At 73.6% G+C, this 24,837-nt stretch carries 21 protein-coding genes; 8 read left to right on the top strand and 13 right to left on the bottom strand.

The window, feature by feature from the left end; all coding sequences use genetic code 11:
• Positions 1-281 precede the first annotated feature (281 nt).
• The 5 genes from ACFOW4_RS25390 to ACFOW4_RS25370 form a co-directional block, all read right to left on the bottom strand.
• Entirely contained in the window at positions 282-632 is a 351-nt protein-coding gene (locus ACFOW4_RS25390) for a DUF2203 domain-containing protein (protein WP_377532103.1), read from the bottom strand.
• A 286-nt stretch (positions 633-918) separates the two neighbouring features.
• The gene (proC, locus tag ACFOW4_RS25385; protein ID WP_377532101.1) at positions 919-1,737 is read right to left on the bottom strand and encodes a pyrroline-5-carboxylate reductase; all 819 of its coding nucleotides are present in this window, start codon (positions 1,735-1,737) and stop codon (positions 919-921) included.
• A gap of 73 nt (positions 1,738-1,810) precedes the next feature.
• Positions 1,811-2,839, bottom strand: coding sequence for a 6-phosphofructokinase (locus ACFOW4_RS25380; RefSeq protein WP_377532143.1), 1,029 nt, complete (start codon positions 2,837-2,839; stop codon positions 1,811-1,813).
• A gap of 173 nt (positions 2,840-3,012) precedes the next feature.
• A complete protein-coding gene (locus tag ACFOW4_RS25375; protein WP_377532098.1) occupies positions 3,013-3,516 on the bottom strand; it encodes a pyridoxamine 5'-phosphate oxidase family protein in 504 nt (167 codons plus the stop codon).
• A gap of 67 nt (positions 3,517-3,583) precedes the next feature.
• Positions 3,584-4,081: a polyadenylate-specific 3'-exoribonuclease AS gene (locus ACFOW4_RS25370; protein ID WP_377532095.1), complete on the bottom strand. Its 498-nt coding sequence runs from the start codon at positions 4,079-4,081 to the stop codon at positions 3,584-3,586.
• Positions 4,082-4,362: 281 nt separating this feature from the next.
• Between ACFOW4_RS25370 and ACFOW4_RS25365 the strand changes: the two genes are divergently transcribed.
• Together ACFOW4_RS25365 and ACFOW4_RS25360 are read left to right on the top strand one after the other, a co-directional pair.
• Positions 4,363-5,055 (top strand): Crp/Fnr family transcriptional regulator, encoded by a 693-nt coding sequence (locus tag ACFOW4_RS25365; protein ID WP_377532092.1) that lies wholly within the window; start codon positions 4,363-4,365, stop codon positions 5,053-5,055.
• Between the two features lie 519 nt (positions 5,056-5,574).
• A complete protein-coding gene (locus ACFOW4_RS25360; protein WP_377532089.1) occupies positions 5,575-6,789 on the top strand; it encodes an MFS transporter in 1,215 nt (404 codons plus the stop codon).
• Between the two features lie 40 nt (positions 6,790-6,829).
• On the opposite strand, the gene ACFOW4_RS25355 is transcribed toward ACFOW4_RS25360, so the two are convergent.
• Positions 6,830-7,081, bottom strand: coding sequence for a hypothetical protein (locus tag ACFOW4_RS25355; RefSeq protein ID WP_377532086.1), 252 nt, complete (start codon positions 7,079-7,081; stop codon positions 6,830-6,832).
• Between the two features lie 132 nt (positions 7,082-7,213).
• Here ACFOW4_RS25355 and ACFOW4_RS25350 point away from each other — a divergent pair, with 132 nt between their 5' ends.
• Positions 7,214-10,690, top strand: coding sequence for an AAA family ATPase (locus tag ACFOW4_RS25350; protein WP_377532141.1), 3,477 nt, complete (start codon positions 7,214-7,216; stop codon positions 10,688-10,690).
• Positions 10,691-10,720: 30 nt separating this feature from the next.
• On the opposite strand, the gene ACFOW4_RS25345 is transcribed toward ACFOW4_RS25350, so the two are convergent.
• The gene (locus ACFOW4_RS25345) at positions 10,721-11,419 is read right to left on the bottom strand and encodes a lysophospholipid acyltransferase family protein (protein ID WP_377532139.1); all 699 of its coding nucleotides are present in this window, start codon (positions 11,417-11,419) and stop codon (positions 10,721-10,723) included.
• Between the two features lie 173 nt (positions 11,420-11,592).
• Here ACFOW4_RS25345 and ACFOW4_RS25340 point away from each other — a divergent pair, with 173 nt between their 5' ends.
• The 3 genes from ACFOW4_RS25340 to ACFOW4_RS25330 all read left to right on the top strand — a co-directional run bounded on the left by ACFOW4_RS25340 (position 11,593) and on the right by ACFOW4_RS25330 (position 15,689).
• On the top strand, positions 11,593-12,951 hold the full coding sequence (locus tag ACFOW4_RS25340; protein ID WP_377532084.1) for a serine hydrolase domain-containing protein: 1,359 nt from the start codon (positions 11,593-11,595) through the stop codon (positions 12,949-12,951).
• Positions 12,952-13,171: 220 nt separating this feature from the next.
• A complete protein-coding gene (locus ACFOW4_RS25335) occupies positions 13,172-14,014 on the top strand; it encodes a DUF308 domain-containing protein (RefSeq protein WP_377532082.1) in 843 nt (280 codons plus the stop codon).
• Between the two features lie 172 nt (positions 14,015-14,186).
• Positions 14,187-15,689 carry a trehalose-6-phosphate synthase gene (locus tag ACFOW4_RS25330; RefSeq protein WP_377532080.1) on the top strand — a complete coding sequence of 501 codons (1,503 nt, stop codon included), beginning with the start codon at positions 14,187-14,189 and terminating at the stop codon, positions 15,687-15,689.
• A 109-nt stretch (positions 15,690-15,798) separates the two neighbouring features.
• Here the strand turns inward: ACFOW4_RS25330 and ACFOW4_RS25325 are convergent, their stop codons facing one another.
• The 6 genes from ACFOW4_RS25325 to ACFOW4_RS25300 all read right to left on the bottom strand — a co-directional run bounded on the left by ACFOW4_RS25325 (position 15,799) and on the right by ACFOW4_RS25300 (position 21,093).
• Entirely contained in the window at positions 15,799-16,590 is a 792-nt protein-coding gene (locus ACFOW4_RS25325) for an alpha/beta hydrolase (protein WP_377532136.1), read from the bottom strand.
• Positions 16,591-16,660: 70 nt separating this feature from the next.
• Positions 16,661-18,067 (bottom strand): flavin-containing monooxygenase, encoded by a 1,407-nt coding sequence (locus ACFOW4_RS25320; protein WP_377532077.1) that lies wholly within the window; start codon positions 18,065-18,067, stop codon positions 16,661-16,663.
• 113 nt (positions 18,068-18,180) lie between these two features.
• A complete protein-coding gene (locus tag ACFOW4_RS25315; RefSeq protein WP_377532076.1) occupies positions 18,181-18,885 on the bottom strand; it encodes an endonuclease/exonuclease/phosphatase family protein in 705 nt (234 codons plus the stop codon).
• A gap of 11 nt (positions 18,886-18,896) precedes the next feature.
• On the bottom strand, positions 18,897-19,844 hold the full coding sequence (locus ACFOW4_RS25310) for an ROK family glucokinase (RefSeq protein ID WP_377532073.1): 948 nt from the start codon (positions 19,842-19,844) through the stop codon (positions 18,897-18,899).
• Between the two features lie 78 nt (positions 19,845-19,922).
• Positions 19,923-20,606: a hypothetical protein gene (locus tag ACFOW4_RS25305; protein WP_377532071.1), complete on the bottom strand. Its 684-nt coding sequence runs from the start codon at positions 20,604-20,606 to the stop codon at positions 19,923-19,925.
• Positions 20,607-20,637: 31 nt separating this feature from the next.
• A complete protein-coding gene (locus tag ACFOW4_RS25300; protein ID WP_377532068.1) occupies positions 20,638-21,093 on the bottom strand; it encodes an SRPBCC family protein in 456 nt (151 codons plus the stop codon).
• A gap of 222 nt (positions 21,094-21,315) precedes the next feature.
• On the opposite strand from ACFOW4_RS25300, the gene ACFOW4_RS25295 reads away from it, so the two are divergent.
• Entirely contained in the window at positions 21,316-23,130 is a 1,815-nt protein-coding gene (locus ACFOW4_RS25295) for an AMP-dependent synthetase/ligase (protein WP_377532065.1), read from the top strand.
• A 14-nt stretch (positions 23,131-23,144) separates the two neighbouring features.
• A complete protein-coding gene (locus tag ACFOW4_RS25290; protein ID WP_377532062.1) occupies positions 23,145-24,836 on the top strand; it encodes a GAF domain-containing sensor histidine kinase in 1,692 nt (563 codons plus the stop codon).
• Position 24,837 lies beyond the last annotated feature (1 nt).

Here is a 24,837-nt window from a genome sequence, read left to right as displayed (position 1 = left end):
GGCAGAATCCAGCCGAAGCACTCCACAACTACCTCGTTGCAACAACCACTTGAAACCGCCCCGCCAGGATGCCCCGGTTTCCACAAAGGCGAGTCGATCAACGGGATAAGCCGCCGGACGTGGTGCCCGCACCGCCTGCGTCACGCGCGCGAGGCCGTTGATCGACTCGCCTTCCCTGAAGTCGGGGTGTCCGGCCCGCCAGGACGCCCCGACTTCCAGGAAACCGAGTCGACTCCCCCAAGCCCGGGACGGGGCCCACGCCGGACCGGGCGGGAACCGCGTCAAACTGGGCGGCGGCCGGCGAAGCCGCACTCGGCCCGGTGGTACCAGCGCACGTCGGTGTCGCCCTCCAGCCAGCACCACAGCACCGGCCGGCCGTCCCGCTCGCCGGGGAAGTCCAGTAGTACCGGGGCGATGCCCTTGACCTGGATGTCGTGCTGATGCAGCTCCTCCAGGACGGCGTGCAGTCGGGCCTCCAGGCCCTTCAGCTCGGCCCGGCCGCCGAGCGCGCTGACCCCGTGGTCGGCCAGGTCGGCGCGCAGCTCGGCCAGGTCGGCCCGCAGCCGGATCAGCTCGTCGACGCGCGGACGCAGGGTGGCCGCCAGGTGTCGCGCCTGCGCGAGTGTGAACACGCCGCCAGTATGCGGCACCGTCCCACCTCGGCCAGCCCCACCATGCCCGACGCGACCGCCAACGCGGGCTCGGGTGGCGGGCGGGCCGTGCTGATCCACTCCACGTCGCCGACCTGGGGGTATCAGGTCGCCACGGACCCCGCCAGATCGCCGACCTGGAGTCGATCGAGGCGTCAGGCGCACGTCGACGGCGCGCCGCCAGCGGGCGGGCCGGCGAGCGCGGGCGAGCGGACGGGCGAGCGGGCGGGCGAGCGGGCGAGCGGGAGCGGACGGGCGGGAGGACGACTCAGTCGGCTTGGGCGGCCAGCTCGCGGGCGCGGTCGCGGGCGGCCTCCAGCGCCGCCAGCAGCGCCGCCCGGACGCCGTGCTTTTCCAGCTCGCGGATCGCGGAGATGGTGGTGCCGGCCGGCGAGGTGACCGCCTCGCGCAGCTTCACCGGGTGCTCGCCGGAGTCGCGCAGCATCACCGCCGAGCCGATGGCGGTCTGCACGATCAGCTCGTGGGCCACCTGCCGGGGCAGCCCGAGCAGGATCCCCGCGTCGATCATGGCCTCGACCAGCAGGTAGAAGTAGGCCGGCCCGGAACCGGAGAGCGCGGTGACCGCGTCCTGCTGGGACTCGGGCACCCGGATGGTCGCGCCGAGGGGCTGGAACATCTCCTCGGCGAGGGCCAGGTGCGCGCCGGTGGCGTGCGCGCCGGCCGAGATGGCGGTCATCGCCTGGTCGACCAGCGCCGGAGTGTTGGTCATGACCCGGACCACCGGCGTGCCGTCGGGCAGCCGGCGGTTGAAGAAGCTGGTGGGCAGGCCGGCGCAGAGCGAGATGACCAGCTTGTCGGCCGGCACCTTCGGGCCGATCTCGTCGAGCAGCGCGCCGGCGTCCTGCGGCTTGACCGAGACGGCGAGCACCGCGGCCTCGTCCACCGCGGTGAGGTTGTCGACCACCCGTACCCCGTAGCGGGCGGTCAGCTCCTCGGCGCGGGCGGGCCGGCGGGCGGTGGCCAGGAGCCGGTCCACCGGCCACCCGGAGCGCAGCAGCCCGGAGAGCATCAGCTCCCCGATCTTGCCCGCCCCGATCACCGCAACGGTGTGCACCCCGGCAGCCATCTCGGCCGTACCCCTCTCGCGTCGGGTCGCGGCGCGGCGGACCCGCAGGGCCCGCCGCGCCGCCGACCGTCGATCAGCTGCCGAAGAAGACCTCGGCCTCGGCGTACCGCTCCAGCGGCACGGTCTTCAGCTCGCGGGTCGCGTCGGCGAGCGGCACCCGGACGATGTCGGTGCTCTGCATCGCGACCATCTTGCCCCAGTCGCCCTCGTGCACCGCGTCGATGGCCTGCAGGCCGAGCCGGGTGGCGAGCACGCGGTCGAACGCCGTCGGGGTGCCACCGCGCTGGATGTGCCCGAGCACCACGGTGCGGGCCTCCTTCCCGGTCTTGGCCTCCAACTGCTCGGCCAGCCACTGGCCGATGCCGCCGAGGCGAACGTGGCCGAACGAGTCCAGCTCCTGGTTGGCCAGCACCATCTGGCCGTCCAGCGGCTGGGCGCCCTCGGCGACCACCACGATCGGGGCGTACTGGTGCTGGAAGCGCTTCTCGACGTAGCCGGCGACCTGCTCGACGTCGAACTGCCGCTCGGGCAGCAGGATCACGTTGGCGCCACCCGCCAGGCCGGCGTGCAGGGCGATCCAGCCGGCGTGCCGACCCATCACCTCGACGACCAGGGTGCGGTGGTGGCTCTCCGCGGTGGTGTGCAGGCGGTCGATGGCCTCCATCGCGATGTTGACCGCGGTGTCGAAGCCGAAGGTGTAGTCGGTGGCGCCCAGGTCGTTGTCGATCGTCTTCGGCACGCCGACCACGTGCACGCCCAGCTCGAAGAGCTTGGTGGCGACGCCGAGGGTGTCCTCACCGCCGATCGCGATCAGGGCGTCGACGCCCTGCGCGGCGAGGTTCTCCTTGATCCGCTCGACGCCGTTCTCGATCTTGAACGGGTTGGTCCGGGACGAACCGAGGATGGTGCCGCCGCGGGGCAGGATGCCGCGGACCTCGGCGATGCCCAGGGGGCGGGACAGGCCCTCCAGCGGGCCCTTCCAGCCGTCCTGGAAGCCCACGAACTCGTGACCGTAGGTGGCGACGCCCTTGCGGACCACCGCCCGGATGACCGCGTTGAGACCCGGGCAGTCGCCGCCGCCGGTGAGCACGCCGATACGCATGATCCGCTCATCCTCCTGGAGCATCAGGTAAAGCCCGATTAAGCCCCAGGATATGTGTCAGATCAGACCATCGGCGCCGTTGCCGGCCCGGGGCGGGCCGTCAGTGCGCACTGTAGTCGGCCCGCCCGGGCAGCGACAGCGCCCCCCGGCGGCGTTCACCCACCGGCCGGGCGTCAGTAACTCACCTCGTGGTTCTCGCCGGCCTGCGGCGGCCTGCCGGTCACCGCGGCCTTGGCGAAGCCGAACAGGTTGACCACGGTGCTGCTGGGCGAGTCCCAGTACTCGGCGGAGCTGGCGTGGACCTTGATCAGGGTGAGGCCGGGGGTGTCCAGCCCGTCCGGGAACCAGGTCTTGAGCAGCGGGTTCCACAGTTGCTCGGCGCGGGCCCGGTCGAAGCCCTCGGTGGCGGTGCCGGAGACGGAGACCCAGGCGTGGTGCTTCTGGTCGGAGAAGGCGACGTTGACCTCCGGGTTGACCCGGATCTGGCGGACCTTCGCCGAGTCGGCGTACGCGAAGAACCACAGGTCGCCGTCGAACTCGATCTCCTGCAACCCCATCGGCCGGCTCACCTGCCGCCCATCCAGGGCGATCGTGGTCAGCATGCAGATCCGCGCGTCGCGGGCCAGCTCGGTGACCCGTTCGCGGGCCTCGGCGGGGCTGGTCGGCTCGTTGCTCATGACAACTCTCCCTCGGCTCGGCTCGTCGAACCGGTGCCCGGGACAGAACCGGTCAAACCTCCGCCGCTCAGCGAGCCGTCATCGCGCGCCAGCGGGCCAGGTTGTGCCGGGCGTCGACCAGGGCGTCGTGCCGGGCGGCGTCGGCGTCGGGCAGCGGCGGCCGGCCCCGGTCGTCCCAGAGCTGCCGCAGCTCCTTGGTGAACCGGGGGATCTCCCGGGGCAGCGCCGGCATCGCACCCCAGAGCTGGGCGAGCACCACGTGGTCGTACGCGGCGTACCAGGCCCACAGCTCAAGCTGCTCCCCCGGCCGGTCCCGCACCGGCTCGATCAGGAAGTCGTACAGGTCGTCGCGGATGCGCTCCCGGGAACGCCAGGCCCGGTCGGCCGGCGAGGGGAGCTTGTCCAGCACGTTGCGCCGTACCCAGGGCACGGCACGGGAGTCGTCGAACTCGGTGGAGACCGCGTAGAACTCGCGGCCGTACTCGTCGACGACACCGATCGAGACGAGGTCGACGCTCCGGCCGTCCTCGATGAACTCGCAGTCGTAGAAGTAGCGGTAGACCATTCCGGCCATCCTCGCCCACGGCCCGGGCGCCGCGCCGGGCGGGGCCGAAATGGTGCCCGGGAGCCGTCCCGCCGTCCGGTGGATCCGCACCTCATCCGGCCGTGCACCGCAGCTCGGGACAGTCACGGAAGTGCCTTGAGGGGTGTACAGCAAGCGACCGGACCGTCATGATCTGATGTGTACCGCTACCGGACGCCGAACCGGTGTCGTTTCACCTTGTCAGGGCCAGCAGGTTCGCCCGGTGAGCGAGTTGTGGTCCTTGACCGGGGAGGGGTTGGGCCGTGGAGGTTCGCCTGCCGGAGCCGGGTGACGCGCTCACAGGTGTCGAGATGTTCGCCGGGCTGGAGCCGGAGGTGCGGCAACGCGTGATCGCCGCGGCGGTCCCCCGCACCTACCGCAAGGGCCAGTTGCTCTTCGTGGAGAACGACCCAGGTGAGTCGCTGATCGTGCTGCGCCGGGGCGCCGTGGCGGTCTTCCGCACCGCCCCCACCGGCGAGCGGGCCGTGCTGTCGGTCATCCGACCACCCGACGTGCTGGGCGAGGTCTCCCTGCTCGACGCCTCCACCCGCTCCGCCTCCGCCGAGGCGATCGAGGACTGCGCGGCCCTCGCGCTGTCCCGCGGGGCGTTCATGGAACTGGTGCACTCCAACCCGCGCATCCTCGACGCGGTGATGCGGTCGCTGGGCGGGCTGATCCGCAGACTCACCGAGCAGAACGCCGACCACGTCTTCCTCGACCTGCCGGGTCGGGTGGCCAAGACGCTGGTCCGCCTCGCCGGCGAGAGCCAGGCACCGATGATCACGATCGAGCTCAACCAGAGCCAGTTGGCCGAGATGGCCGGCGGCTCACGGCAGAGCGTCAACCAGGCGATCGGCTCGTTCGCCAACCGCGGCTGGCTGCGTACCGAGGGTCGCCGGATCGTGGTGACCGACGTGGCCGCCCTGCGTCGCCGCGCCGGCATGAACGAGCGCTGATTCTCCTCCCTGGTCCGCGCGCCCGACGTCCACTCCGTCCTGTCCGGAAGCCACCCGGCGAGGGGGCGGGACAGCCACCCGGCAAGGCCGCGCGACGGCGGCCGGCGGTACGCCGAGGGTGACAGGCGCCGCTGACCAACCAGCGTGAACACGGCTGCGCCGGCTGCCGATGGCAGCCGGCGTCACCGGGTCGATCGGTTCAGCGGGTCGGGCCGGCCCAACGACCCGGGCCCGCCCAGAAGCCCGGGCCCGCCCAGAAGCCCGGGCCCGCCCAGCCGTTCGCCGCCGCGGTGGTGGTGGTCGTCGTCGTCGTTGCCATGGTCGCCTCCGTTGGTCGATCGAGCTGCTGTCTGCGGAGGACGCTACGGCGCACCACTGCCGGACGAAATAGACAAATCTACATTAATCGCTAGCTGAAGAGTGGTTGTCCGCCCTGCTGACGCGCTGACAAGGTTGCCGCGCCCGGCCTCGTCCCCGGGCCCGTGCCGACATACCAGCAGCAGCGAGGAGCCAACGGTCATGTCACTACTCCGCAGCAATGTCGCCTTTCGTCGGTACTGGTCCGCGCGCCTGGCCTCGTACGCCGGCGACCAGCTGGCCCGGACGGCGCTGCTGATCGCCGTCTTCGACCGGCACGGCGGCGCCGGGGTGGCCCTGCTGCTCCTGGCCTCGACGGCACCCCGACTGCTCGGACCGCTGCTCGGGGCGCTGGCCGACCGGTTCGACCAGCGCCGGCTCATGGTCGGCTGCGACACCGCCCAGGCACTGCTCTACCTCGCCGTCGCGCTGCTCGCACCGCCGCTGCCCGTGCTGCTGGCTCTGGTCACCGCGGCCACCGCCGCCGCCACCACGTTCACCCCGGCCGGTCGCAGCCTGCTGCCCCGACTGGTCGGACCCGCGCACCTGCCGGCGGCGAACGCCCAACTGGCGACCGGCGTCAACATCGGGTTCGCGGCCGGACCGGCGGTCGGCGGCGTGCTGCTGGCCACCCTCGGGCTGACCACCACGATGCTCGTCAACGTGGCGACCTTCGTGCTGTCCGCGCTGCTGATCAGCGGCGTACGCGGGCTCTCGGCGGCGACGCCCGCCCGCCGCGCGGAACCGTTCCGTCGGGTGCTGCGCGACGGCCTTCGGGTGGTGCGCGGGCACGGTGTCGTCCGCGCGATCTCCGTCGGATTCCTGGTGATGGTGAGCTTCGCCGCCCTGGACAACCTGGCCATCGTCCCTCTCGGACGCACCGAGCTGAACGCCAGCGAGGTGACCATCGGTCTGCTGGGCACCGCCTACGGGGTCGGCATGGTGCTCGGGCCGATGTGCCTCGCCCGGGCCGGCGCGCGGATCCGGATGGACCTGGTCCTCTACGGCGCGCTCGTCGCTCTCGGGCTGGGAACGCTCGTCACCGGCCTCAGCCCGGTGATCGCGCTCGCCATCGCCGGCCAGGCGGCCGCCGGGATCGGCGCGGGCTGGCACAACGTCGCCGCGGACACCCTCATCCAGCAGAGCGTGCCCGCCGACCGGCTCGGCGTGGTCTTCGGCACCGTCTACATGTTCCCGTACGCCGCGGAGGCCCTGGCGTACGTCGTCGGCGCTCCGTTGCTGGCGGCGGCCGGACCACGGTGGGTGCTGGTGATCTCCGGCCTCGGCGTGCTGGCCGCCCTCGGTCTGATCGCCCCCCTGCTCACCCGGGCCCTGGGGCTGCGGGTGCGGATGCGGCTGGCACCGGCGAACGGGTGAGACCGACGGGCCGGGTGGCCCGCCGGTCGCACCCGGCTCGTCACTTGTCGGTGTCGTCGGCCGGCGGCGCGCCCGGCCCCGGGCCGATCTTCTGCGGATCGGTCTGCTTGCCGGACGTGGACGTGCTCGACGAGGTCGTCGTCTCCGAGCCGCTCGGCTCGCCCTTGGGCTCCTCAACCATGCCCTGCTCCTCCAACTCGGCGAGAGTGACCGCGTCGACGTCGACCATGTCGCCGGAGGCCCAGGTCGTGCCACCCGGATCGGTCCACGCGGCGGACAGTCGGACCTGCACGGGCACTCTCCCTGATGTGAAACTTCCTGGTATCGAAGATTAGCGCCGGCCTATCGGTCGCGTGGCCCACCCGCACGTCGGGTACCCGACTGGCCCCTCGGGCGCGATACTGGCCTCCCTCGCGTACGGGAGCTGACCATCGACCTGAAGTGTGGACACTGCGCGCGCGCAGCCGGGCCGGACGACCGCTTCTGCGGCGGATGCGGGCAGCCTCTCGCGGCCAGTTGCGCGAACTGCGGGCACGCCAACAGCACCGAAGCGAACTTCTGCACGGGTTGCGGCCACCCGCTGCGCGACCACGTCGTGGTGGTGCACGAGGACCGCCGCCAGGTCAGCGTCCTGTTCGTGGACATCGTCGACTTCACCACGTACGCCGAGCGGACCGACCCCGAGCAGGCCCGCGGTGTCCAACAGTCCTACTTCGCCACGGTGCGGCGGGTCGTGCACCAGTACGGCGGCGTGGTCGAGAAGTACATCGGCGACGCGGCGATGGCCCTCTTCGGCGCGCCGGTGGCCACGGACAACGACGCGCTGCGGTGCGTCCGCGCCGGCCTGGAGCTGCAACGCAACCTGGCCCGTCAGCCGGCCGGAGCGCAGCCGCCGCTCGGCTTCCGGGTCGGCATCGCCACCGGTGAGGCCCTGGTCGACCTCTCCGCCACCCGCGACGGCGGGCAGGCCTTCGTGACCGGTGACGTGGTCAACACCGCGTCGCGGTTGCAGTCGCTCGCACCACCCGGCGGCGTCGTCGTCGACGAAAGCACCTGGTCGGCCACCCGCCACGAGCTGGAGTACGCCGACCAGCCACCGGTCACCCTGCGCGGCCGGTCCGCGGTGAGCCGGATCTGGCTCGCCGTGCGGGCCCGTCCCCACCCCGACCCGGGGGCGGCCGAGTTGACGCCGATGGTGGACCGTGAGCACGAGCGCGGGTTGCTGCTCAACGCTCTGCACCGGACGGTGAATGAGCGGGCCTCCCAGCTGGTGACGGTGTTCGGCCCGGCCGGAGTGGGCAAGAGCCGCCTGCTGCGCGAACTCTCCCGGCACGCCGCCAACCTGCCCGGGCAGTCGGTCACCTGGCTCGTCGGGCAGTGCCCGCCGTTCGGCGAGAACGTCACCTGGGCGGCCCTGGCGGACATCGTGAAGAGCTGGGTGGGGATGCCGGAGGTCGACGACCCGCCCGCGCTGCGCGAGCGGCTGCGGAGCCGGTTGGGCCAGCTCACCGATCCGCACGCGACCCGGCTGGCCGAGGCGCTCGGGCCGCTGATCGGAGCGCCGGGCGAACGGCTCACCCCGGGTGAGACCGAGGCCGCCTGGCGACGGTTCCTGCTCGCGCTGGCCGCGACCGGGCCGACGGTGCTGGTCTTCGAGGACATGCACTGGGCCGACCAGACGATGCTCGCCTTCGTCGAGCAGCTGGGCGCGGCGGCTCGGGGCGTACCGCTGCTGGTGGTCGCGACGGCCCGGCCGGAACTGCGGGAGCGGCACCCGGCGTGGACCGCCACGATCAGCGGGGCGATGTCCATCTCGGTGCCGCCGATGCACGACAGCGACATCGACACCCTCTACTCGCTGCTGCTCGGGCAGGTGGCGCTGCCGACCACCGCCCGCCCACCGTTGATCGAGTTCGCCGACGGCAACCCGCTCTACGCGCAGGAGTACGCCCGGATGCTGCTCGACGGCGGCCTGCTCGACACCGGGGGCACGGCCGGCCGGCTCGACCCCGCGGCCGGGACGGAGATGCCCCGCACGGTGCAGGCGGTCATCGCCAACCGGCTCGACCTGCTCGACCCGGCCGATCGGGCGGTGCTCCAGGCCGCCGCAGTGGTCGGGGTGCAGTTCTGGGCCGCGCCGGTGGCGGCCGCTCTCGGGCGGCCGGTGGAGTGGGTGGAGCGCGCGCTGGACCGGCTGCAACGCCGCGACCTGGTGTACGAGCAGGCCACCTCGACGATGCCCGGCCGTTCCGAGTACCGGTTCCGGCACGTCCTGGTCCGGGACGTCTGTTACCAGCGGCTGCCGCGGGCCGAGCGGGTCCTGCGGCACCACCGCGCCGCCGACTGGTTGGAGCAGCTCGCCGACGGCCGGCTGTACGACCTGGCCGAGGTGCTGGCGAACCACCGCTGGGCGGCGCACGAGATCGCCCGCACCGTCGGCCTGGACACCGCCCCCTACGCCCCGGCGGCGCGAACCGCGCTGCACCGGGCGGCCCGGCGGGCGTACGACCTGCACGCGCTGGACACCGCCGCCGCGCTGGTCGGCCGGGCGCTCACGCTGGACGTCGACCCGGACCCGGCGCTGGAGCTGTTCGACGCCGAGCTGGCGTTCTACCGCGACGGCGACGCGTTCCTGGTGGACGGCGGCACGCAGACGCTCACCCGGCTGGCTGAGCGGCTCACGGCGGGCGACGACCGGACGGGCGCGGCGCGGGCCTGGACGCTGCTGGCCACCGCCGCGTGGAGTCGGGCCGACCGGTCCGCGACGCTGGACTGCCTGGACCGGGCGATCGGCCTCTACAGCGAGCTGCCGGACAGCCAGGAGAAGGCGGGCGCGCTGCTGGAACTGGCCCGGGTGCACATGCTCAACGCGGAGACCGACCCGGCCTGCGCCGCGGCCCGCAGCGCGGCCGAGCTCGCCGAGCGCCTGCAACTGCGCGAGGTCCGGGCCAACGCGCGGATCACCCTGGCGGTGGCGCGCTACCTGGCCGGCTCCGCCGAGGCGTACGCGGAGCTGGCCGACGTGACCGAGCACTGCCGGGTGGAGCGGCTGACCAGCCGGCGCCGGGCGGTGCAGAACCTGGCCTGGGCGTTGCAGGAGGAGGGCGACCTGGCCGGCTCGGCCCGGCTGGTCGACGAGCAGCGGAGCATCGACCTGGGCGGCGAGCACAGCCTGGCCACCAGCTTCGCCGACCAGTGGACCCGGTCGTACTACGCGGGCGACTGGACGTCCGCGCAGGCCTTGGCGGCGGAGTCGACGCGCCGGCCGACCGCCGAGTGGGACCTGCACATCGTGGCGGTCTCCGGCTGGATGCGCGGGTTGCGGGCGGTCGGGCCGGATGCTGGCGACGACGGCCCGGACCTGGTCGAGCAGGCGCTGGTCGCGGCCCGGCGCAGCGGATTCCACCGGGTGCTGCGCTCGACCCTGGCGCACGCCGCGCTCTGCCGGGCCGTGCAGGGCCGCCGGGACGAGGCTATGACGCTGCTGAGCGAGCTGGACGAGGACTGGCGGCGGACCAGGATGATCCCGTTCGCCGAGTGGGTACCGGCCGTCGGGCACGTCGCCGGGGTCCTCGGCGCCGACGCGGCCCGGCTGGTGCGGGACCTGTTGGGCCGGGCACCCCGGATGACCCCGTGGGCCCGGGCCGCCGGTCAGGTCGCCGAGGCCGTCCTGAGCGGGTACGCCGGGGACCCGCGTACTGCCGCGGGGCTGCTGCGGTCGGCCGCCGCGAGCTACGCGCGGATGGCCGACGTGACCGACGAGATCATCACGACGGCGCTGTCGATCGGCCCGCTGACCGCGACGGATCCGGCCGGTGCGGCCGCCGCGCGGGACCGGGTGCGCCAGTTCGCGGTACGCCACGACGCGGCCGGGCTGCTCCGGCTGAGCGGCACCGACTGAGCCGGGGCCGGCCACGCCGGGAGATGCGGGTCAGGCGGCGACCGGCTCCGGCCGGGCCGGCTGGTTCTTGAGCTTCTGGGCGTAGATGTCGACGTACTCGCGGCCGGAGAGCTCCATCAGCTCGTACATGATCTCGTCGGTGACGGCGCGTTCGACGAACCGGTCGCCGGCCAGCCCCGCGTAGCGGGTGAAGTCCAGTGGCGCACCGAAGCGGATCCGCACGCGGGCGATCTTCGGGATGAGCTTGCCGGGTGGCTGGATCTCGTCGGCGTTGAGCATCACCACCGGCACCACGGGCGCTCCGCTCTCCAGGGCGAGCCGGGCCACCCCGGTCTTGCCGCGGTAGAGCCGCCCGTCCGGGGAGCGGGTGCCCTCCGGGTAGATGCCGGCCACGCCGCCGGCGCGCAGCACCTGCAACTGGGTGTCCAGCGCGGCCCGGGCGGCCCGGCCGCCCGAGCGGTCCACCGGGATGGTGCCGGTGCCGACGAAGAACATCCTGGTCAGCCAGCCTTTGATCCCCTTGCCGGTGAAGTACTCGGCCTTGGCCACGAAGGTGACCTTCCGGGGCGTGATCAACGGAGTGAAGATCGAGTCGGAGAAGGAGAGGTGGTTGCTGGCCAGGATGACCGGACCGGTCCGGGGTACGTGGTGCAGGCCCTCCACCTGCGGGCGGAAGATCAGCTTCAGCAGCGGCCCGAGGATCACGTACTTCAACAGCCAGTACAGCACCGGCGTCCTTCCCACGGCGTGGTCGCGACGGCTCACGCGGCGTTCCGCCGGCGGCACCGCCGTCGCCGACGAGCCTACGGAGCGCGGGGCCCGCGCCACAACGGACAGCCGGCCACCTCCCCGTCACGGGCAGGTGGTGGATTCAGCCGGCGACACCTGTCAAGATGCGCCACATGTCACTGCGGCGTCGTACCGTGCTCAGCGCCGGCCTCGCGGCCGCCGCCGCTACCCTCGCCGGCTGTCGCGAGGCGGCCCGGACGGCCACCGCCGGTCCCACCGCGAGCGCGAAAGCCAGCCGGAGTGCGAGCGTTTCGCCCACGCCCAGCCGGTCCGCCGCGGCGCGGGTCGCCGCCCCGGACACCACCGGCGCGACGCCCCAGGGCGGGGTGCCGGTGGCCGGGCGACTGCAGGTGACCCTCAACCGCCACCTGGCGCCGACCAGCGCCAACCCGAAGCACCCGACGTACGCGGGCGCCGTCGCGCTCTGCCAGGTGGGCGGCGCGACCGCGGCGAAGGCCATCGCGGGCAAGGCGCTGCGCTACGACGCCGGCCCGGTGCTGCTGCCGGAGTCCAGGCAGGTCCGGATGCGGTACGACTCGATCTTCGACCTCGCCTCGCTCACCAAGGTCTACACCGCGATCCTGGCATTGCAGCAGGTCGACCGGGGACGGATCGACCTGTCGGCGCGGGTGGTGGACTACCTGCCAGGCTTCACCGGTGCCAGCAAGGACAGGGTCACCGTCGCCATGCTGCTGGCGCACACCAGCGGCCTGCCCGTCGGGGCCAAGGTCGCCGGCCTGCCCGACGACGCGTCCCGCCGCGCAGCGGTCCTGACCACTCCCCTGGTCAGCGGCGCGGTGCCGGGCACCGTGTACCGCTACTCCAGCGTCGGGCTGATGGTGGTCGCGTTCCTGGTGGAGAAGGTCACCGGCCAGCGGTTCGATCAGGCGCTCAGGACCGGACTGACCGGACCGCTCGGCCTGAAGGACACCGGCTTCAACCCGAAGACCTGGCTCGGCGCCGCCGACCAGGCCGCCCGGCTGGTCGCCACCGACGCGCGCTCGTCGCGCGGGCTGCTCCGCGGTGTGGTGCACGACGACGTCGCCAATCACATGGGGGGAATCGCCGGGCACGCCGGCATCTTCAGCACCGCCGCCGAGGTGGCCGTCATCGGGCAGTTGCTGCTCGGCGGCGGCCAGCACAACGGCACCCGGATCCTCTCCGAGGAGATCACCCGGCGGATGCTCACCAACGTGAACTTCGGCCTGCCCGCCGTCGACCCGGAGCGCCCCTACCGCACGTCCGCGCACGGCCTCGGCGTCGTGCTCGACCAGCCGTGGTTCATGGGCCGGCTGAGCGGTCCCCGCACCTTCGGGCACACCGGCTTCACCGGCACCTCCCTGGTGGTCGACCCGGACCGCCGCCTGGTCCTGGTCCTGCTGACCAACCGCGCCCACCCGAACTGGAGCTGGGCGAACCCGGACCCCGTCCGGGTCGAGGTCGCCGACGTGGTCGCGACCATCCGGCGTTAGGAGGGGCGAGGGACGGTCTCGGCCGTACCGGACCGCGCGTCGTGCGCGCAAAGGGACAAAAAGCCCCGCCCACCACCAGTGGATCGGCTGCTGGCGGGCAAGACGCGACACAACGCACTCCCGAAACGGGGTGCCGACGTGTCACGATTCATGGCACGGCGCGGGGACGCCGAGGGGCTCAGGCGGCCGCGCCGCGGGCGCGTGATGAGGAGGATGTCCGGTGTCAGCGGGTGGGGCCCGCCGGGGACGGCGGGACAACGGGCTCGACGCGAGTGAGTACGCCGTCGCCGGCGACGTGGATCCGCGCGTGGGCGAGCACCTGCTCGACGTGCTGGCGGCCGGCGGGATCGCCGCCTACCTGCAACCCTCCGCCGACCTCAACCCGGTCACCCGCACCACGACCGTGCCGGCCCGCCCGGTCGACCGGCTCTACGTCGACCGGTCGCACCTCACCACCGCGCGGGACTACCTCACCCAGCTCACCGACGAGACCTCCCCCGAGCAGCCGTCCCGGGACGACGAGCCCGACATCGACGCCGAGTGGGCCCGGATCGTCGCCGGTTTCCACACCACCGCGACCACCGGTGACCGGCCCTGGCCGGCGTCCGAGGACGTCGACGACCCCGCCGAGCCGGCCGGCGGCCCGCTGGCGCGTACCGGGGCCGACGAGACCGGGCCGACCGCCACCGACGTGCGCCGCCTGCCGTCCGCCACCGACATCTCCGGCATCTCCGTCGGGCGCGGCAGCCGGCCGGACGAGCCCTCGCTGCTGGACGGGCTGGACACCTTCGGCGCCGACCTGCCCGACGACGAGGACGAGGAGGGCTACACGCCGCCTCCGCCGCCCCCGCTGCCGAGGCTGTCCAAGTACGCGGTGGTCGGCGCGCTCTCCGTGATCGTCGGCTTCGCGCTCTTCCTCTTCCCGGCGCTGCTGCCGGTGGACCGCTCGGCGGTCACCCTGTTCGGGTTCACCGGCATCCTGGCCGGGTTCGTCACGCTGATCTGGCGGCTGCGTCCCGGCGACGAGGACGACCACGACCCGGACGACGGCGCCGTCGTCTGACCGGCCCGGGGCACCGGTCGACCGCATCCCGGGACGGGGTGCGGGCCACCCGGGGCGTAACAGTGGTGTAACTTACTGTCAGTAGGAATACCGCTGTACGTCACTTACCCCGCTGACTGACCGGTCTTCCCTACTCGTGGCGGTCAGTCCACTGCTGATCGGAATGCCCGAGATGCGACAGAGTTCCCTCGTGGTGGTAGCCAACCGCCTTCCCATCGACGACAGTGTCGCGCCCGACGGGGCGTGCGAGTGGCGGCGCAGCCCGGGTGGGCTGGTCAGCGCACTGCACCCACTGCTACGGCACACCCCGGCGACCTGGGTCGGCTGGGCCGGCGGCACCGGGCCGGCCCCGGCGCTGCCCGACGTCGACGGCGTACGCATGCGGTCCGTCCCGCTCGACCAGGACGACCTGCGCGACCACTACGAGGGGTTCGCCAACGCGACCCTCTGGCCGCTCTACCACGACGCCGTCGAGCAGCCGCAGCATCACCGCCGCTGGTGGGAGGCGTACCAGCGGGTCAACCAGCGCTTCGCCGAGGCCACCGCCGACGTGGCCGAGCCGGGCGGGGTGGTCTGGGTGCAGGACTACCACCTGCAACTGGTGCCCGGTCTGCTCCGCGCGCTCCGGCCGGACCTGCGCATCGGGTTCTTCCTGCACGCGCCGTTCCCACCGCCGGAGCTGTTCATGCAGCTGCCCCGCCGCGCCGAACTGCTGCGCGGCATGCTCGGCGCGGACCTGGTCGGCTTCCAGCGCGCCCAGGCCGCCCACAACTTCGCCCAGCTCGTGACCAGGGTGCTGGAGCTGCCGGCCACCGACCGGCGGATCGCCGTCGACGACCGGGTCGTACGCATCGGCGCCTTCCCGGTCTCCATCGACACCGCCGAGATGGCCGCGCTCGCCGCCCGCCCGGACGTGGCCGCCCGCGCCCGCCGACTGCGCCAGGACCTCGGCAACCCCCGCAAGGTCATCCTCAGCGTCGACCGGATGGACTACACCAAGGGCATCGAGCAGCGGCTCAAGGCGTACAGCGAGCTGCTGGCCAGCGGGCAGGTCACCGTCCGCGACACGGTGCTGGTGCAGGTGGCGGTGCCGAGCCGGGAACGGGTCGGCCAGTACCAGATCCTGCGCGAGCGGGTGGAGCGCGAGGTCGGCCGGATCAACGGCGAGTTCGGCCGGGTCGGCGAACCGGCCATCCACTACCTCACCCAGCCCTTCGACCGGGCCGAGCTGGCCGCCCTGTACCGGGTCGCCGACGTCATGGCGGTGACTCCGCTGCGCGACGGGATGAACCTGGTCGCCAAGGAGTACGTCGCCGCCCGGGTGGACGACGAGGGCGCGCTGCTGCTCAGCGAGTTCGCCGGCGCCGCCGCCGAGCTGCCCGAGGCGTACCTGGTCAACCCGCACGACTTGGAGGGGCTGAAGCTCGGGCTGCTGACAGCGCTGCACGCCGACCCGGCCGACGTCGCCGAACGGATGCGGGCCATGCGGGCACACCTGCACCGGCATGACATCCGGGCCTGGGCCGGCTCCTACCTCAGCTCGCTGGACGAGGGCGGCGCGCTGGTCAGCCGGCTGACCAGCACCGACGGCGGCGCGACACCGCCCGTGGTGCCCCGCCCGCCCAGCCGCAGCACCATCGCCGGCGGCACGCCCGCGCGCACCGGCCGCGGCTGACCCGCCAGTCCCTCGGCGGCTGACGATGCCACCGGCGGAAAGCCGGACCGCGGTCGCTGGCCCGGCGCGGCCGAGCGCGCTGCCGCGATCGCTGCCGCGCCCCGGCCGGTCAGGGGGTCGGTTCCTTCTCGAGCCAGTCCAGGATCGCGTCGATCGGCTCCGGCCAGCGCGCGTCCAGCATCAGGTCGTGGCCCATGCCGGGGAACAGCAGCGGGGCCGAGCCGTACCGGCGGGCCACCCGGGTCAGCGCCGACGCCGGCACGACCCGGTCGTCCGGGCTGCCCAGCACCAGCACCGGTGGGGCTCCGACCGCTGGCTCGGGCTCCGGCGCCCCGAGCAGCTGCCACTGCGCACGTCGGCCGGCCCGGCCGAGCCGGCCGACGTGCCGCCGGGCCTCCGCCTCGGGCAGTTCCCGGCTGAACAGCTGTGCCCGGCTGAGCCGCAGCGGCCCACCGACCACCGCCGGCAGGGTGCCGGCCGGGTTGCGGCGCAGCGCCGCGCCGAGCATCCCCCAGCCGCCGAAGACCGGCGCCACCAGCACCGCCGCCCGGGCCGGGTAGCGGGCCAACGCGTGCGCCACCACCAGCGCCCCGGCGCCGTGGCCCACCAGCACCGCCTGGCGCGGCAGGCCGGCGGCCACCTGGACCACGTCGTGGGCGTACGCCCGCAGGTTCGCATCCGGGGCCGGCTCGCTGCCGCCGTGCCCGCGTAGGCTCACCGCGTGCGCCGGGAACCCCCGCCCCGCCGCGTGCCCCAGCCAGTGCTCGGCGAACGCCCAGGCACCGTGCCCGAAACCGGGCACGAAGAGCAGCGGCGGGCGCCCCTCCTCCAACTCCGGCGTGGCGCCCAGCACCTCGCGGCGGGCCGGCCGGACCGGGCGGGCCCACTCCCGGCCCCGCATGATCCGCACGTCGCTCAACTGAGCCACCTTTCGTTCGCGACTGCGGGGCTCGCAAGCTCACTCCTCGCGCTCACGTGCCCGACAGCTCGTGCAGGGCGCGCTGGACGGCGCGCAGGTAGTCGGCGTGGCCGACCTCGAACCAGTGCCGGCTGCTGTCCTTGACGTGGGCGGAGTAGCGCTCCCCGGCCCGGGCCCGCACCTGCTCGGCGAAGGCCGCCGCCCGCTTCGGCCGGTCCCGGCGGGCCAGCAGCAGGCGGGCGAAGAGCACCGTCTGCCAGTGCGACAGCGTGAACACCCCGGAGTCCGGCTGCACCAGGCCGGCCACGGCCAGCGTGGGATGCCCAGGGGCGAAGGCGTTGAGCCAGAGCGTCGGCCGTCCGGCGCCGGTGCCGTCGCCCAGGACCGACGGGTCGAGGAACTCGAAGCGCGGCAGGTACCCGGTGGCGAAGATGACCAACTCGGGGTCGATCTGCCGACCGTCGGCCAGCTCGACCGCGTACGGGTGGAAGCGGGCGACGTCCGGCACCGGGCCGATCGCGCCGTGACCCACGTAGTAGACGAGCTGGCTGTTGGCGATCGGGTGCGTCTCGTACACCCGGTGGTCGGGCTTGGGCAGGCCGAAGCGGGTCAGGTCGCCGACGGTCAGCCGCAGCGTCCAGTGGTAGAGCCACTGGCGCAGCCGCAGCGGCACGCGCAGTGCCAGCAGGGCGTCGTTGACCTGGTCGGCCGGGCGGCCCAGCACGTACTTCGGGGCGTACCAGTAGCCGCGCCGGGTGGAGTGCCAGCAGCGCGACGCCTGCTGGGCGGCCTCCACGGCGATGTCGCAGCCGGTGTTGCCGGCGCCGACCACCAGCACCCGCTTGCCGCGCAGCTGCGCCGGGTCCTTGTAGGACGAGGCGTGCATGATCTCGCCCCGGTACTCCTCCAGGCCCTCGTAGCGGGGCAGCTTCGGCGACCAGTTGTGACCGTTGGCGATCACCACGGCGGCGTAGCGGGAGGTGCGCTCCGACCCGTACCCGCCGGTCGAGCGGGTGGTGACGTCCCAGCGTTCCCCCTCGGCCGGCTCCACCCGCACCACCTCGGTGCCGAACCAGATGTGCGAACGCAGGTCGAAGTGGTCGGCGTAGCGCTCGAAGTAGGACAGCAGCTGGCTGTGGTGCGGATAGTCCGGCCAGGCGTCCGGCATCGGGAAGTCGGGGAACTGGGTGAAGGGCTTGGACGACAGCAGGTGGGTGCTGGCGTACACCGGGCTGCGGTCGTGCCGCCAGTTCCAGGCGCCGCCGACGCCGGTCTCCCGCTCGTAGCAGTCCACGCCGAACCCGTGTTCGCGCAGGTTCTTGATGGCGGTGAGGCCGCTGGCCCCGGCCCCGATGACGCAGACCGTGTCGCCCCGGTCGGAGACCGGGCGACCGTCGCGGCTCAGCGCGAGCGTGGTCGCCTCCGGGTCGGGCCGGCCGTGGTCGGTGGAGGTGGACACCGGGCTCTCCTTTTGTGCGGCACGCGTGCCGGTTGCCGCGAAATCTTCTCCACATCGGGGCTGGATGTCCAGCCCCGACGCGCAAGCGGCGGCGCGGCCCGCCGGTCGGGGGGTCAGCCGGTGGTCGGCAGCAGCAGGTCGACCAGGACGGGGAAGTGGTCGCTGGCCCGCCGGGTCTGCGGCGTGTCCACGACGTCGTAGTCGACCACGGTGATCCGCGGGTCGACGAAGAGCGCGTCGATGCGCCGGCGCGGGTCGGCACAGGAGTAGGTGAGCCGGTCCGCCCGGTCCGCCGCCACCGCGGCGTCGGTCAGCCCGGCCGCCACGGTGGCCCAGGCCGGCCCGTCCGGGCCCTCGTTGAGGTCGGCGCCGGCCAGCACCGGATGAGTGGCGGCGGTCAGCTCGCGCTTGAACGCGGCGGCCTGCGCGGGACGCTCGGCCGGGTCGGTGGACAGGTGCGAGCCGGCGAGGGTGAACCGGGCGTCGCCGACCCGGCAGTCGGCGTACGCGGCGCCGCGCAGGTGTCGGCCGGGGGTCAGCGGGAAGCGCTGGCAGCGGGTGCCCCGCACCTGGACGCGCAGGCTGGTCAGCAGCAGGTTGCCCAGCGCGGGCAGCCCGCCGGCGGCCATCACCAGGCCGAACGACTCGGCCAGCGCGGCCGACTTCTGCCGCCACCGGAACCGGCGCGGCCCCTCCTGCACGATGACCACGTCCGGGCGCGCGGCCCGGACCACGGCCGCCAGCGCGGCGGTGTCGTCGCGCTGGCTGTGGATGTTGTACGACACGACGCGCAGCGGCACGCCGGAGGTCTGCTCCACCCCGGCCCGCCTCAGATCCGGCGGGCCAGGTCGGCGGCGCCGATCACACCGGCGCTATTGCCCAGCTCCGCCGGGCGCACCTCGGCCACCGGCAGCCGGCCGCGCTGGGCCAGCGCGTCGAGGTAGGAACGGCGGGTCGGCCCGAGCAGCAGCTCACCGGCGTCGATGACACCGCCGCCGACCACCATGGCCTGCGGGTCGAGGATCTGCGCCATGTCGGCGATGCTGGTGCCCAGCCAGCGCCCGATCTGCGCGAACGCCTCGGTGGAGATCGGGTCGCCGCCCCGCGCCGCGGCGGTCACCATGTGGCCGGTGATCGCTTCGACCTCACCGCCGGCCAGCTCCAGCAGCGCGGTGGCCCGGTGCGGCTCCTGGCGAGCGCCGGCACGGGCGAACCGGACCAGGGCGCTGCCGCTGGCGTACTGCTCGATGCAGCCCAGCCGGCCGCAGCCGCACTGGTGCCCGTCCGGCACGGCCAGCATGTGGCCCAGCTCGGCGGCGATGCCGTGCGACCCGCGGACCAGCTCGCCGCCGAGCACGATGCCACCGCCGACGCCGGTGCCGATGGTGAACATGACCATCGAGTCGTCGGCGTCGCGGGCCGCGCCGTAGCGGAACTCGGCCCAGGCGGCCACGTTGGCGTCGTTCTCCACGATCACGGGCAGGCCGACGGCCGCGCTCACGTACTCGCGCAGCGGCTCGTCGCGCCAGGCCAGGTTGGGGGCGAAGAGCACCGTCGAGCGGGTGGCGTCGATCCAGCCGGCCGCGCCGATGCCCACGGCCTCGATCGTCCGCCCGGCAGCCAGCTCGCCGACCAGCTCGATGATGACGTCCCGCGTCTTGGCGACGTCATCGGCGGGAGTGTCCCGTCGGGCCTGCACGAGGACCGCGCCGGTGTCGTCCACGACACCGCCGGCCACCTTCGTGCCACCGACGTCGACTCCGATGGTCAGCGTCACCGCTGCCGCTCCCCTCTGCTGTGCTCTCCGGCGCGCGCGCCGGCGGCACGCCGCCTGTCGTGTCGGGACGTTCCCCGCTCAGGCGTCGTCGCCCGGTGCGTCCGCGCCCACGTCGTCGGGTACCCGCGAAGCGGGCACCACGGGTCGGTCGGCCGGTGCCGTCACCGGCCCGGCCTCGTCGACGGGTGGTGCGGCGTCCGGGACCGGATCCGCCGCCCGAGTGGCGACCGACCAGACGTCCCGCTCCGGCGCCGGCTGAGAATCATGCCCGGTGCGGGTGGCATCGCGCCACACGTGGCCTGCCGGACCGGCGGCGGAGTCCGCTTCGGGGGCCGGCGCGGCGGCGGTCGGGCCGGCGCTCGGAGTCGAGGGAGGTGGGGTCGGAGCGAACGGTGGCGCCGGGGCCTCGGCGGGGGGCTCGGCCGGGTTGAACGCGCGCAGCAGGCTGGCCACGCCAGCCGCGAGGTCGCCGGCGCCGGTGGCCAGCCGCTCGGCGAATTCGGGACTCGGGTCCCGCAGGGCGGCGATACCCCGGCAGACCGGACACACGCAGCATTCCGGCGAGCCCGTGGCGAAACCACCACCGGCGCCGGAGGACCCGCCCGGGCCGGCACTGTGACCGAGGACACCCGCCACGATCCCGCCCAGCGGACCCCACGCACCCGCGGGCGAGCCGGCGGAGGCCAGGCGCGCGCCCGCGAGCAGCGTGGCGACCAGACGCTCCGCCTCTTGCCGGGCCGAACCCGGATCCGTTCCGCCCACCCTCGGCTCCCCTACCCTGCCGCCGGACGCGTCACTGCGCCGCACCGGATGCTTCTACCCGGCGCTTGAGCTGCTTCAACGCGGTGTCCATGATCATCTTCTCGGCCTTGCGCCGGAACATTCCGAGCATTCCCACCGACAACTCGACCTCCAGGGTGTAGGTCACCGTGGTGCCGCCATCGGGGTTGCCCTCCAGGTCGTACGACCCGCGCTGGCTGCGCTGCATCTTCGACGGCGCGACGAGGTGCCACTCGATCCGGGACAGGTCCTCGGCGTACTCGTAGGCGAGCACGTACTCGTCGGCCATCACCCCGGCGTCGATGGTGAACCGCACCTGGCTGGCGTAGCCGTCCTCGTACTCCTCGACGACCTCCACCCGGCGCACCGCGTCGGTCCACTCCGGGTAGCGCGGGAAGTCGCAGATGACCGCCGCCACCCGGTCCGGTGCGGCGCCGATGGTGATCGACTGGGTGGAGGTGTCCGCCATGGGGGGAGGCTACCCGGCGCGCCCCGCCCGCGTGCCGCGCCGCCCCCGGCGCGCCCACGCGGGACCCCTCCCGACCGCCCGGGAGCATGTGCGCCACCGGTCCCGCCGTGCCGAACCGGGCAACCTGCCTAGCGCACCGGACGCGCCGTCCGGGTAGGTTTCGACAGAGCCGACCCCCGATGTGGCGGCCGGCCCGGCCAGTGCGAGCACGAGGGAGTGCAGGTGCGCGAGTTCTCCGTCCCGCCGATCGTCACCGTCGGCGACGCGGCCAACCTCACCGACCCGGTGTGGGACAACGCCGAGGCCGCGCCGGACTCGGTGCAGTTCGCCCGCCGGACGGCGGCCAGCGACGGCACCGGCACCCGCTGGACCGAGGTGACCTGCCGCGAGTTCCGCGACGAGGTGGTCGCGGTGGCCCGCGGGCTGATCGCCGCCGGCATCCAGCCGGGCGCCCGGGTCGCCCTGATGAGCCGCACCCGCTACGAGTGGACCCTGCTCGACTACGCCATCTGGGCCGCCGGCGCGGTCACCGTGCCGATCTACGAGACCTCCAGCGCCGAGCAGGCCGCCTGGATCCTCGCCGACTCCGGCGCGGTAGCGATCATGGTGGAGACCACCGCGCACGCCACCCTGGTCGCCGGCGTCCGGGACCGGCTGCCGGAGCTGGGCCACCTCTGGCAGATCGACCTCGGCGGGGTCGACGACCTGGTCACCGCGGGCGCCGCGGTCGAGCCGGCCGAGGTCGAGCGACGCCGCAAGGCGGTGCGCTCCGGCGACGTGGCCACCATCATCTACACCAGCGGCACCACCGGCCGGCCCAAGGGTTGCGTGCTGACCCACCGCAACATGTACGCCGACATCGCCAACGCGGTCCCGGTGCTGCCGAACCTGTTCCACGCCGGCGCGGCGACCCTGCTCTTCCTCCCCCTGGCGCACGCCTTCGCCCGGCTCATCCAGATCGGCGTGGTGCAGGCCCGGGCCACCATGGCGCACTGCGCCGACACCAAGAACCTGGTCGGTGAGCTGCAGGAGTTCAAGCCGACGTTCGTGCTGTCGGTGCCCCGGGTGTTCGAGAAGGTCTACAACGGGGCGAAGCAGAAGGCCGAGGCCGACGGCAAGGGCGGGATCTTCGCCCGGGCCGAGCACGTCGCCATCGCGTACAGCGAGGCGCTGGAGACGCCGCGGGGACCCGGCCTGGCGCTGCGTGCCCAGCACGCGGTCTTCGACCGGCTGGTCTACCGGAAGCTGCGCGCCGCGCTCGGCGGCCGCTGCCGCGACGCCATCTCCGGCGGCGCTCCGCTCGGCGCCCGGCTGGGGCACTTCTTCCGGGGCATCGGGGTGACGATCCTGGAGGGCTACGGCCTGACCGAGACCTCCCCCGCGGCCGCCGCGAACCTGCCCACCGGCACCCGGATCGGCACGGTCGGCCGGCCGCTGCCCGGCGTGACCATCCGGATCGACGACGACGGCGAGATCCTCATCTCCGGCGACCTGGTCTTCCAGGGCTACTGGCACAACGAGCAGGCGACCGCCGAGACGATCAGGCCGGACGGCTGGTTCTGCACCGGCGACCTGGGGCAGCTCGACGACGACGGCTACCTCACCATCACCGGCCGCAAGAAGGAGATCATCGTGACCGCCGGCGGCAAGAACGTCGCCCCGGCGGTGCTGGAGGACCGGGTCCGGGCGCACCCGCTGATCAGCCAGTGCGTGGTCGTCGGCGACCGGCAGCCGTTCATCGCGGCGCTGGTCACCGTGGACGAGGAGGCGCTGCCCAAGTGGCTGGAGTCGGCCGGGCTGCCCGCCGACACGCCGGTCGAGGAGCTGCGCGCGAACGAGGCCCTGCGGGCCGAGATCCAGTCGGCGATCGACACCGCGAACCAGGCCGTCTCCAAGGCCGAGGCGATCAAGGTGTTCCGGATCCTGCCCCGCGACTTCACCGAGGCGACCGGTGAGTTGACCCCCTCGCTCAAGGTCAAGCGCCAGGTCGTGCACAAGACGTACGCGGCGGAGATCGCCGAGATCTATCGGGGCTGACTACCATCCGTCACGTGCCCGCCTCGACACCCGCCGCCCCGCACCCGCATCCCCTCGCCGCGGCAGCCCGCCTGGTGATGCTGGCGCTGGTCGCCGTCCTGACCCTGTTCGCGACGCACGACGTCACCCAGCTCTGGTGGATCGCGCTGCTCGCGGTCGCCGGGCTGCCCGCCCTGCTGGCCCCGCAGCACCGGCTGGTCGGCCCGCTGAGCCGGGTCGCCGAGGTGGTGGTGCTGGGCCTGGCCGCCAGCCACGTGGCCGCGGTCGCCTCGATCGGCGGCTCCGTCGACGGGCTGGGCGCGTCGGCGGTGCTGCCCTACCTGGCCGTGCCGGTGACCGTCACCGCGCTACGCCGCCGCTTCCGCGAGGGCACCGCGCTGCTCGCGGTCACCGCGGGCACCCTGCTGGTCAGCGGCGCGCTGACCGAGGTGGACGGGGTTCGGCAGCTCGGCCAGCTCGGTTACCTGGCGGTCTGCGCGCAGTGGTTGATCCTGGCCGCGCTGGGCCTCTACGCCGCGAGCACCCTGCACCGGGTGATGCAGGTGCGAGGCGAGGGCAAGCCGCAGCCGTACGCCGAGGCGACCCGACTGCTGACCCAGCTGCGCAGTGTGGCCCGCCAGCTGCCCGGGGCCACCCTCGACCCGGGCGGCATCTCCGAGCACCTGGTGGAGGAGCTGCGCACGGTCGCCCGGGCCGACCGCGCCGCGGTGCTGTCGGTCAGCGGCGGCGGTCGCCTGGTCGTGCTCGCCCAGGCCGGCGCGGACCGGGTCGACTGGGAGACGACGCTCGACGCGGACTCGGCGATCGCCGACGCCTGGGCCAGCCAGCAACCGCAGACCTCGGCCCGCTCGCAGTCGCGCACCCACCGGGGCGGGGAGGTCTCCGCACTGGTGGTGCCGCTGATGGCCGGCGTACGCACGATCGGTCTGGTGGCGCTGGAGGCGGACGTCGCGCACGCGTACCCGCCGCCGGTGGTGTCCCGGGTGACCGCCCTGACCCGGCCGGCCGCGCTGCGCCTGGAGGCGGCGCTGCTCTTCGACGAGGTCCGCTCGCTGGCCACCAACGAGGAGCGGCAGCGGCTGGCCCGCGAGATCCACGACGGGGTGGCGCAGGAGTTGGTAATGGTCGGCTACGGCATCGACAACGCCCTGGCCACCGTCTTCGACGACGCGGAGGAGACCGCCGAGGCGCTGCGGACGTTGCGCGCCGAGGTGACCCGGGTGATCCAGGAGCTGCGGCTGAGCCTGTTCGAGCTGCGCAGCGAGGTGGACCGGCACGGTGGCCTGGCCGCGGCGATCGCCGAGTACGCCCGCACCGTTGGCGCCTCCGGCGGGCTGCGGGTACACCTGTCCCTGGACGAGTCCACCGCGCGGCTGCCCGCCGCCACCGAGGCCGAGCTGTTGCGCATCGCCCAGGAGGCGGTGACCAACGCGCGCAAGCACGCCGGGGCGTCGAATCTCTGGGTCACCTGCGAGGTGGACCCCCCGTACGCGCAGATTGAAGTGTCGGATGACGGTCAGGGGATGGCTGACCAGCGCCCCGACGGGCGGTACGGTCTTGCGATCATGGCCGAGAGGGCGGAACGTATCCGGGGCCGGTTGGAGATCAGGCCGCGGCAGCCGAGCGGAACGACCGTGGCGGTGGTTCTCGGTTCCTCGTCCCGGCGCGATAACGTGCGCGGTAGCGCAGCACCAGAAGGGGAGTAAC

Source organism: Micromonospora sp. GCM10011542, assembly GCF_042650685.1.
Classification (GTDB): domain Bacteria; phylum Actinomycetota; class Actinomycetes; order Mycobacteriales; family Micromonosporaceae; genus Micromonospora.
Note: the sequence above shows the minus strand (reverse complement) of the source record. Positions and strands in the feature narration are given on the sequence as shown.

Coding starts and splice junctions, on each gene's coding strand:
- proC (WP_377532101.1), bottom strand. CDS start 1,737: ATGGCTGCCGGGGTGCACACCGTTGCGGTGATCGGGGCGGGCAAGATC.
- ACFOW4_RS25380 (WP_377532143.1), bottom strand. CDS start 2,839: ATGCGTATCGGCGTGCTCACCGGCGGCGGCGACTGCCCGGGTCTCAAC.
- ACFOW4_RS25375 (WP_377532098.1), bottom strand. CDS start 3,516: ATGAGCAACGAGCCGACCAGCCCCGCCGAGGCCCGCGAACGGGTCACC.
- ACFOW4_RS25370 (WP_377532095.1), bottom strand. CDS start 4,081: ATGGTCTACCGCTACTTCTACGACTGCGAGTTCATCGAGGACGGCCGG.
- ACFOW4_RS25360 (WP_377532089.1), top strand. CDS start 5,575: ATGTCACTACTCCGCAGCAATGTCGCCTTTCGTCGGTACTGGTCCGCG.
- ACFOW4_RS25340 (WP_377532084.1), top strand. CDS start 11,593: ATGTCACTGCGGCGTCGTACCGTGCTCAGCGCCGGCCTCGCGGCCGCC.
- ACFOW4_RS25330 (WP_377532080.1), top strand. CDS start 14,187: ATGCGACAGAGTTCCCTCGTGGTGGTAGCCAACCGCCTTCCCATCGAC.
- ACFOW4_RS25325 (WP_377532136.1), bottom strand. CDS start 16,590: ATGCGGGGCCGGGAGTGGGCCCGCCCGGTCCGGCCGGCCCGCCGCGAG.
- ACFOW4_RS25300 (WP_377532068.1), bottom strand. CDS start 21,093: ATGGCGGACACCTCCACCCAGTCGATCACCATCGGCGCCGCACCGGAC.